The sequence below is a fragment of the Actinosynnema sp. NPDC059797 genome, assembly GCF_042732085.1.
GTDB lineage: Bacteria > Actinomycetota > Actinomycetes > Mycobacteriales > Pseudonocardiaceae > Actinosynnema.
This window is the reverse complement of the sequence record NZ_JBHWIE010000098.1, coordinates 15,852-24,688: the sequence shown is the minus strand read 5'-3', so window position 1 is coordinate 24,688 and position 8,837 is coordinate 15,852. Positions and strand designations below refer to the sequence as shown.

The following is an 8,837-nucleotide window of genomic DNA, read 5'->3' as shown; positions in this document are numbered from 1 at the left end:
CACCACGGTCTTGACGTTCTCCTTGGTGATCAGCTGGGCCTCCAGCAGCACCGACTTGACCGTGCGGCTGCCCTTGGTGTCCTCGACGGAGCCGGTGGCGAGCGCGTCGGCGCCGGCGGTGTCGCCCTTGGCGAGGGCGGCGGCGAGCTTCGCGGTGGCGTTGGCCTCGGCGTCGATCGGCTTGAAGACGGTCATGAACTGGTCGCCGCGCAGGACGGCCTGCAGGCCCTCCGGGGTGGCGTCCTGGCCGGTGACCGGGACCTTGCCGTTCAGGCCGTACTTCTTCAGCACGGTGATGACCGCGCCGGCGAGGCCGTCGTTGGCGGCCACGACGCCGTCGACCTTCTGGCCGTTGGAGGTCAGGATCTGCTCGAAGGTCACGCCGCCCTGCTGGTTGTCCCAGTCGGGGATGGGCTGCGACTGCACGAGCTTGTAGTCACCCGAGTCGTACTTCGGCTTCAGCACCTCCTGCTGGCCGTTGTAGAACAGGGTGGCGTTGTTGTCGGTCGGGGCGCCCTCGATCTCGATGACCTCGGCGGGCTTCTTGCCCGGCGCCAGCTTCTCCAGGCCCTGGACCAGGCCCTGGCCCTGGAGGTTGCCGACCTTCACGTTGTCGAACGACACGTAGTAGTCGGAGCTGCCGCCCAGGTTCAGGCGGTCGTAGTCGATGACCGGGATGCCCGAGGCCTTGGCCTTCTGCGCGACCGACGCGCCGACCTCGCTGTTCGGGGTGGCGATGATCAGGACCTTGACGCCCGCGTTGATCATGCCGTCGGCCAGGGTGGAGAACTTCTGCACGTCGCCCTGGGCGTTCTGGATGTCGGGGTCGAGCCCCTCGGCCTTGAGGGCCTTCTCCAGCAGCGGCTTGTCGAAGCCCTCCCAGCGGGCGGAGGACTTGGTCTCCGGGAGGATGACGCCGATCTTGGCACCGCCCGAGGCGCTGTCCGTGTTGGTCTCCGAGGTGGTGCTGCCACCGGTGGACGTGTTCGCGCCACATGCCGTCATGGCCAACGCAAGGCCCGTGCTTGCGGCGATGAGAGCGAGGCTCTTGCTGCGCATCCAGCCATCCCTTTCACGCAGGTGCGTAAATGTTGTGGCGCACAACGTATGCCCACACCCACGGTGACCGGAAGCACACTTGACCGATAAAGTCAGCACGATGAGCTAACAGAGAGGTAACCGAACAGTCATCTGACTACGCCGAATGGCGCAGTTGGTTACGTCCGGTCACGAAAGGACCGACCAGAGGGTTTGTTCGGGCTCGCAACGGAGTCGGCCCGAAGATCACCGCGGCGTCACGCCGCGTCGATCACCACGAGCGCAGCGTGGCGATCCGCTCCTCCAGCTGCTCGATGCTGGCCATCGCCGTGGGCGGGCCGCCGCAGTACTCGCGCAACTGGTTGTGGATCTTGCCGTGCGGCTTCTTGGTCCGGTGGTGGTGCATGGCCACGAGCGTGTTCAGCTCCTTGCGCAACTGCGCCAGGCGCTCCTGCACGCTCGCGGGACGGGCCGCCGGCGCGGGCGGCGCGGGTGCGGCGGCGGCCGCCGCGTTCCGCTTGCTCGCCTCCACCAGCTGCTTCTCCTGCCGCTGCCGCAGCAGCGCGCGCACCTGGTCGGGCTCCAGCAGGCCGGGCAGGCCCAGGTACTCCTGCTCCTCGTCGCTGCCCGCGAACGCCGCCGTGCCGAACGACGAACCGTCGTAGATCACCTGGTCCAGCTCGGCCGACGCGCCCAGCGAGGTGAACGCCCGCTCCTCCTCGCCCGGCTCGTCGTCGACCTTGTTGGCCTGGGACAGCAGGTCGTCGTCCCAGCCGTCCTTCTCGCGGTGCGGCTTGCCGAGGACGTGGTCGCGCTGCGCCTCCAGCTCGCTGGCCAGGCCGAGCAGCACCGGCACGCTGGGCAGGAAGACGCTGGCCGTCTCGCCCTTGGCCCGCGCCCGCACGAAGCGGCCGATGGCCTGGGCGAAGAACAGCGGGGTGGACGCGCTGGTCGCGTACACGCCGACGGCCAGCCGCGGCACGTCGACGCCCTCCGACACCATGCGCACCGCGATCAGCCAGCGGTCCTGCGAGGCGGAGAACTCGGCGATGCGACCCGACGCCTTGGGGTCGTCGGACAGCACCAGGGTGGCGTCGTGACCGGTCACGCGCTTGAGCACCTCGGCGTAGGCCTTGGCCACGGTCTGGTCGGTCGCGATGACCAGGCCGCCCGCGTCGGGCATGCCGCCGTTGCGCAGCTGCGTCAGCCGCACGTCCGCCGCCTTGAGCACCGACGGCATCCACTCGCCCGACGGGTCGAGCGCCACCCGCCACGCCCGCGCGGTCTGCTCCTGGGTCAGCGGCTCGCCGAGCCGCGCGGAGAACTCCTCCCCCGCGCTCGTGCGCCACGCCGCCTCGCCCGAGTAGGCCAGGAAGATCACCGGGCGGACCACGCCGTCCTTCAGCGCGTCGGAGTAGCCGTAGGAGTGGTCGGCCTTGCTGCGCTGCGCGCCGTCCGGGCCGGGCTCGTAGGTGACGAACGGGATCGGCGAGTCGTCCGAGCGGAACGGGGTGCCGGTCAGGCACAGCCGCCGCACCGCCGGCGTGAACGCCTCGCGGATCGCGTCGCCCCAGGACTTGGCGTCGCCGCCGTGGTGGATCTCGTCGAGCAGCACCAGCGTCTTGCGGTTCTCCGTGCGCACCCGGTGCAGCGTCGGGTGGGCCGCGACCTGCGCGTACGTCAGCGCGACGCCGTGGAAGTCGCGCGAGGTGACCGCCATGGTGTTGCGGAAGTTCGAGTCGATGGCGATGCCCGCCTCGGCCGCCGCCTTCGCCCACTGGTGCTTCAGGTGCTCGGTGGGCGTGACGATCGTGACCGCCTCGACGGTGCGGTCGGCCAGCAGCTCGGCCGCGACGCGCAGGCCGAACGTGGTCTTGCCCGCGCCGGGCGTGGCCACGGCCAGGAAGTCCTTGGGCCTGGCGGCCAGGTACTTGGTCAGCGCGCGGCGCTGCCAGGCTCGGAGCGGGCGGGTTGCGACGACCTGCGGCTGCGACAACCTCGGAACCCCTCCAGCGCTGATGACCTGCGGTGCGGACATGGGAATGCCCTCGGTGCGGTTGACCGTCGAGGGCGAGGGACAGCCTACCCGCTGCGGCCGCCGCGCACGGCTCGCGGGACCGGACACCGGCTCCGGTGCCGCGAAATGGCCCGCCATGCACCATGCTTGACCTCGCGATGGGTTCGCCTCCGGTCGACAGGGAGCGCAGCACGGTCCGCAAGGGGCCACTGCGCCTGTTGGCGCGCACGTGGTCCAAGGCGTGGGCGGGCAGCATCTTCTCGGAATCGGCCGAGGCGGCGTTCTGGCAGACCCTGTCGTTCCCGCCGCTGCTGCTGGGCCTGCTGGGCAGCCTCGGCTACGTCGGCGACTGGCTCGGTCCGGACGTCGTCGGCGCGGTCAAGGACGACATCATCGCCACCTGCCGGACGATCTTCAGCCAGGACGTGGTCAACGGGGTGATCGTGCCTACCGTCGACCAGGTGCTGACCAGCGGCAAGGGCGAGATCGTCTCGGTCGGCTTCCTGATCTCGCTGTGGGCCGGGTCGTCGGCGATGTCGTCGTTCGTGGACGCGATCACGGCCGCGCACGACCAGTACGGGGTGCGCAACGAGGTGTGGCAGCGGATCTTCGCGCTGCTGCTCTACCTGGCCAGCCTGGTGCTGCTGATCATCGGCCTGCCGGTGCTGGCGCTGGGCCCGGAGGTGCTGCCGCGGCTGTTCCCGGACTCGTGGGAGCCGACGATCGCGAGCTGGCTGAGCGCCTTCTACTACCCCGCCATCGCGGTGCTGCTGGTGCTGGCGCTGGCCACGCTCTACAAGGTGGCGCTGCCGAACAAGCTGCCGTGGCACCGGCTCGTGCCGGGCGCGGTGCTGGCGATGTTCGTGTTCCTGCTTTCCTCGATCGGGCTGCGGCTCTACATCCGGTGGATCACCACCACCGGCTACACCTACGGCGCGCTGGCCACGCCCATCGCGTTCCTGCTGTTCGCGTTCTTCATCGGGCTGGCGATCACGCTCGGCGCCTACTTCAACAGCGCGTTGCAGGAGATGTGGCCGGCGAGGATGACCCGGCGGCAGCGGCGGCGCTGGCAGCGGCTGGAGATCGAGCGGGCGGCCGAGCGCATCCGGTCCGACGAGGGCGGGCGGGTCCGGCAGCAGGGCGGGGAGGGTCCGGCGGGTTCGCCGGAGGCGGGTCCGGCAGGTTCATCGGAGGCGGGTCCGGCGGGTTCATCGGAGGCGGTGGTCCCGGTGGTCCCGGTGGATCAGGTCGGGCCGGGTCCGGCCGGGGGCTCCGGGTCCGGGAACGGCGCCGCGCCGCCGGAGGACCGGCGACCGGGGGAACCGCCGCCCGTGCGGCGGGCGCAGGGCTGACCGGCCCGCAGCCCCTGGTCGGGGCGTGACCGGGCCGGGACGACGGCGCCCCGGCTCCGGGTGACCGGTGCCGGGGCGTCGCGGGTCGGGGACCTACTCGCCGCCGCCCTTGGGCAGGCCGTCGTAGATCCGCTTGCAATCCGGGCAGACGGGAGAGCCGGGCTTCGGCGACTTCGTCACCGGGAAGACCTCGCCGCACAGCGCCACCACGTGCGTGCCCATGACCGCGCTTTCCGCGATCTTGTTCTTGCGCACGTAGTGGAACATCTTCGGGGTGTCGTCCCCGGTGTGGTCGGTGCCTTCCGGCCGGGTCTCCACGTCGGGCAGGGTCTGCGTGCTCACCCGCCCAGCTTACCTGGGAGGATGGCACTTCGTGAGTACGCCGAGCATCACCGAAGAGGTCGAATCCGCCCTGGCCGAGAACCGGCCGGTGGTGGCGTTGGAGAGCACGATCCTGTCGCACGGGCTACCGCCCGGGCGCAATCGCGAGGTCGCCGGTCGGATCGAGGGCGCGGTGCGCGCCGCGGGCGCGGTGCCCGCCACGATCGCCGTGCTGGGCGGGGTGCCCAAGGTCGGGCTGACCGCCGAGGAGCTGGACCGGGTGTGCGACCCGGCGAACGACCTGGTGAAGCTGTCGCGGCGGGACCTGGGCGCGGCGTTCGCGCTCAAGCGGGACGGCGCCACCACGGTGGCGGGCACGGCCGCGCTGGCGCACGCCGCCGGCATCGGGGTGTTCGCGACCGGCGGGCTGGGCGGGGTGCACCGGGGCGCGCGGGAGACCTGGGACGTGTCCGCCGACCTCGACGTGCTGGCGACCACGCCCGTGCTGGTGGTGTGCTCCGGGGTCAAGTCGATCCTGGACATCGGGGCCACGCTGGAGCTGCTGGAGACCAGGTCGGTGCCCGTGCTGGGGTACCGGGCGGACCGGTTCCCGGCGTTCTACCGGCGCGAGTCCGCGTTCGACGTGCCGTGGCGGGTGGAGTCGGCCGCCGAGGCCGCCGCGGTGGTCGCGGCGCACCGCTCCGGGGTGCCGGGTTCGTCGGGCGTGCTGCTGGCCAACCCCGTTCCCGCCGCCTTCGAGATGCCCTCCGACCTGCACGAACGACTGTTGACCGAGGGCTTGGAGCTGCTGCGGTCGCGCGGGGTGCACGGCAAGGAGGTCACGCCCGTGCTGCTGGAGCACTTCCACACCGCCAGCGGCGGGGTGAGCCTGGACGCCAACGAGGAGCTGGTGGTGTCCAACGCCGTGCTGGCCGCCGAGGTGGCCGTGGAGCTGGCGGCGCCGGAGGCCGGTCGGTGACCGCGGTCGTGGTCGTCGGCGACGCCGGCCTGGACGTGGTGGCCCGGCACTCCGGGCCCGTCGTGCACGGCGGCGACACGCGGGCCTCGGTGACCATCGAACCCGGCGGCGCCGGCGCGAACACGGCGGCGTGGCTGGCCTCGTGCGGCGCGTCCCCGGTGCTGCTGGCGCGGGTCGGCGCGGACACCGCGGGCAGGCAGGTCGAGGCCGAGCTGACCGCCGCCGGGGTGCGGTGCGCGTTCGCGGTGGACCCCGGCGCGGCGACGTGCTGCGTGGTGGTGCTGGTGGACGACACCGGGCAGCGGACCATGCTGCCCGACCGGGGCGCCAACGCCCGGTTCGCACCCGGCGACGTGGACCCCGCGCTGCTGCGCGGGGCCTCCCACCTGCACCTCTCCGGGTACGTGCTGCTGGACGCGTCGTCGCGGGCCGCCGGGGTGGCGGCACTGCGGGCGGCGCGGGAGGCCGGGTTGACCACGTCGGTGGACCCGCAGTCCGCGGCGTTGGTCTACGACGGGTTCCTGGACGACGTGCGGGGCGTGGACCTGCTGCTGCCCAACACCGAGGAGCTGGTGGCGCTCACCGGGTCGGCGTCACCGGAGGCCGCGCGGGCGCTGCTGGACGTGGTGGGCGCGGTGGCGCTGACGTCCGGAGCGGGCGGCGCGAGCTGGGTGGACGCGGACGAGGTGGTGTCGGTGCCCGCCGAGGACGTGGAGTGCGTGGACTCGACCGGCGCCGGCGACGCGTTCGACGCCGGGCTGCTGGCGGCGTGGCTGGGCGGGGCGTCCCGGCGGGACGCCCTGCTGGCCGGCGTGCGGGCGGCGGCGCGGGCCGTGTCGTCCGTGGGCGCGCAGCCTTCCGCCACGCCGGTGCCGCCCGCTCGGCCGTCGACGGTCTGAACCTCGGCCGTCGACGGTCTGAACCTCGGCCGTCGACGGTCTGACCTCAGCCGTCGATGACCTGGTGCGACCGCGCCTCGACGGCGCGGTGCTCCCGGACGAAGCGGTGGGGCTTCTCCGCCTTGCGGGGCGGGCGGTCGTTCGCGATCAGGACCGCCATCCACGGCAGCGGCACGGACAGCACCAGGAACGCGAGCGCCAGCCACCAGGTCTGGTAGAAGACCATCGCCAGGACCAGGCACGGGATGCGGGCGCCCATCATGATCGCGTACTTGCGCTTGCGGGCGGCGTGCTGCTCCTCGTAGGAGGGGGCCGCCGCGGTGATGAGCACCGGTGTGCTGTCGCGCTCGGGGTTGGTCACGACATCACCTCCAATTCACTCCATGGTCCCACCAGGTACCGGGTACGACACAACGGGTGGAGGGTGATTCCCGCCGCGGTTGCGGCCGTTCGGGTCCGTGGCGGACCATCCCGCCTGTGGTGGCGCTGGATCGGCTGGTGGACGTGCTCGGCGGCTTGGGCACGGACCTGTGCTGCGCGCCGCGCGGGCGGGACGTGGAGCTGCGCGGGGTGGCGTTGCACGACCCGGCCGAGCACACGGCGGCGGCGCCCGACGACGTGCTGCTCGGCCTGGGGGTGCCCTCGCCCGCGGCGGCGGCGCGGCTGGTCGGCGGGACCGCGGCGGCGGCGGTCGTGCTGCACGGGTCGCCGCCGCTGGACGAGCGGGTGCTCGCGGCGGCCCGCCGGTCCGGGGCCGCGGTGCTGCTGGTGGACCCGTCGGTGCCGTGGGGGCAGCTGGCGAACGTGGCGCAGACGCTCGTGCTCGGCGGGCAGGGCTCCGGGGACCTGTTCGCGGTGGCCGACGCGATCGCGGCGGTGGTCGGCGGGCCGGTGACCATCGAGGACCAGCAGTCGCGGGTGCTCGCCTACTCGTACCGGCAGCAGGACGTGGACCAGGTGCGGGTGCAGACCATCCTGGGGCGGCGGGTGCCGGAGGAGGCGCGGCGGGCGCTGGACTCCTACGGCGTGTTCGCGCACCTGGCGCGGTCCGACGAGCCGATCTTCGTGCCGAAGCTCACCGACCAGCTCGGCGGGCGGCTGGTGGCGGCCGTGCGGGCGGGGCGGGAGCTGCTGGGGTCGGTGTGGGTGGAGGTCGACGCGGCGGTGGACGCGATCCGGCACGCGGCCCTCGTGGACGGGGCGCGGACGACGGCGCTGCACCTGCTGCGGGCGCGGGCGTCGGCGGACCTGGAGCGGCAGGCCGAGGCGGACCTGGTGATCGAGGCGCTGGAGGCGGGCGCGCCGGGGAACCTGGCCCGGCTGGGGCTGCCGTCGACCGACCTGCGGGTGATCGCGGTGCAGGCGCACGCCGGGGAGGGCGAGCACGGGGCGGCGCTGCTGGCGTTCTCCCGGGCGACGGCGGGTTTCGGCTGGTCGCGGCCCGGTCGCTCGGCGCTGTTCGGCAACGTCCTCTACACGGTGCTGCCGTGCGGCGAGGATGCCGGCGCGGCGGTGGAGTGGGTCCGCGCCCTGGTCCGCGAACTCCCCTCCGGGGTGGTGGTGGAGGCCGGGATCGGGGGCCGCGCCGACGCCGACGCGCTGCCCGCGTCCCGCTCGGAGGCCGACGAGTGCCTGGCCCTGTCCACCGGCGACCCGGTCGTCTACGACGACTCCTGGTCCCTGGTCCTCCTGCGGCGGCTGGCGAGCGTCGCCCGGACCGGCCGCGTGCCCACCCGGGGCCCGGTGGCGGACCTGCTGCGGCACGACGCCGAGCACGGCACCCAGTACGCCCCCACCCTGCGCGCCTGGCTGGCCGCCCAGGGCGACGCGCGCGAGGCGGCCCGCGCCCTGGCCGTGCACCCCAACACCCTGCGCTACCGCATGCAACGCATGGCCGAGGTCACTCCCCTCCCCCTGTCTTCCCCAGACCAACGCCTGGCCATGGCCATAGCCCTGACCATCACCCCACCCCCCTAACCCCCCGCGTGTCCTCCAGTCGGACATCGCGAGTCGTACGTCCAGAACGCGCGAGTCGTACGTCCAAGACCCCCGAATTCAGCGCTCACGACGAACCCGGCCGAGGTATCGGAAGGCCCGAACGCGGAACTCGGGGGGCCGGAACGTACGACTCGCCCGACCTGAACGTACGACTCGCGATGCCTGAGTGGACGACACGCGATGTCTGGGTGGAGGACACGCGGAGGGTGGGCGGGCGGGGGTGGTGGGGGCGG

Annotated in this window: 8 protein-coding genes; 4 read left to right on the top strand and 4 right to left on the bottom strand. The window is 73.0% G+C overall.

Translation table 11 applies throughout. The features are described from left to right. Positions 1–1,059, bottom strand: a 1,059-nt coding sequence (locus ACFV4N_RS22135) for a sugar ABC transporter substrate-binding protein (RefSeq protein ID WP_499674463.1), incomplete at its 3' end; no start/stop codon positions are given. Between the two features lie 250 nt (positions 1,060–1,309). Next, positions 1,310–3,034, bottom strand: a complete 1,725-nt coding sequence (locus ACFV4N_RS22130; RefSeq protein WP_499674462.1) for a DEAD/DEAH box helicase — start codon at positions 3,032–3,034, stop codon at positions 1,310–1,312. Between the two features lie 179 nt (positions 3,035–3,213). Here ACFV4N_RS22130 and ACFV4N_RS22125 point away from each other — a divergent pair, with 179 nt between their 5' ends. Next, positions 3,214–4,407 carry a YihY/virulence factor BrkB family protein gene (locus tag ACFV4N_RS22125; protein ID WP_499674461.1) on the top strand — a complete coding sequence of 398 codons (1,194 nt, stop codon included), beginning with the start codon at positions 3,214–3,216 and terminating at the stop codon, positions 4,405–4,407. A 93-nt stretch (positions 4,408–4,500) separates the two neighbouring features. On the opposite strand, the gene ACFV4N_RS22120 is transcribed toward ACFV4N_RS22125, so the two are convergent. Beyond that, positions 4,501–4,749 carry a DUF3039 domain-containing protein gene (locus ACFV4N_RS22120; protein WP_499674460.1) on the bottom strand — a complete coding sequence of 83 codons (249 nt, stop codon included), beginning with the start codon at positions 4,747–4,749 and terminating at the stop codon, positions 4,501–4,503. 31 nt (positions 4,750–4,780) lie between these two features. On the opposite strand from ACFV4N_RS22120, the gene ACFV4N_RS22115 reads away from it, so the two are divergent. Next, positions 4,781–5,707 carry a pseudouridine-5'-phosphate glycosidase gene (locus tag ACFV4N_RS22115; protein WP_499674459.1) on the top strand — a complete coding sequence of 309 codons (927 nt, stop codon included), beginning with the start codon at positions 4,781–4,783 and terminating at the stop codon, positions 5,705–5,707. Beyond that, entirely contained in the window at positions 5,704–6,606 is a 903-nt protein-coding gene (locus ACFV4N_RS22110) for a carbohydrate kinase family protein (protein ID WP_499674458.1), read from the top strand. The genes ACFV4N_RS22115 and ACFV4N_RS22110 overlap by 4 nt, the downstream gene beginning before the upstream one ends. A gap of 46 nt (positions 6,607–6,652) precedes the next feature. On the opposite strand, the gene ACFV4N_RS22105 is transcribed toward ACFV4N_RS22110, so the two are convergent. Beyond that, positions 6,653–6,967: a DUF3099 domain-containing protein gene (locus ACFV4N_RS22105; RefSeq protein WP_499674457.1), complete on the bottom strand. Its 315-nt coding sequence runs from the start codon at positions 6,965–6,967 to the stop codon at positions 6,653–6,655. A gap of 116 nt (positions 6,968–7,083) precedes the next feature. Between ACFV4N_RS22105 and ACFV4N_RS22100 the strand changes: the two genes are divergently transcribed. Then, the gene (locus tag ACFV4N_RS22100) at positions 7,084–8,583 is read left to right on the top strand and encodes a PucR family transcriptional regulator (protein WP_499674456.1); all 1,500 of its coding nucleotides are present in this window, start codon (positions 7,084–7,086) and stop codon (positions 8,581–8,583) included. Positions 8,584–8,837 lie beyond the last annotated feature (254 nt).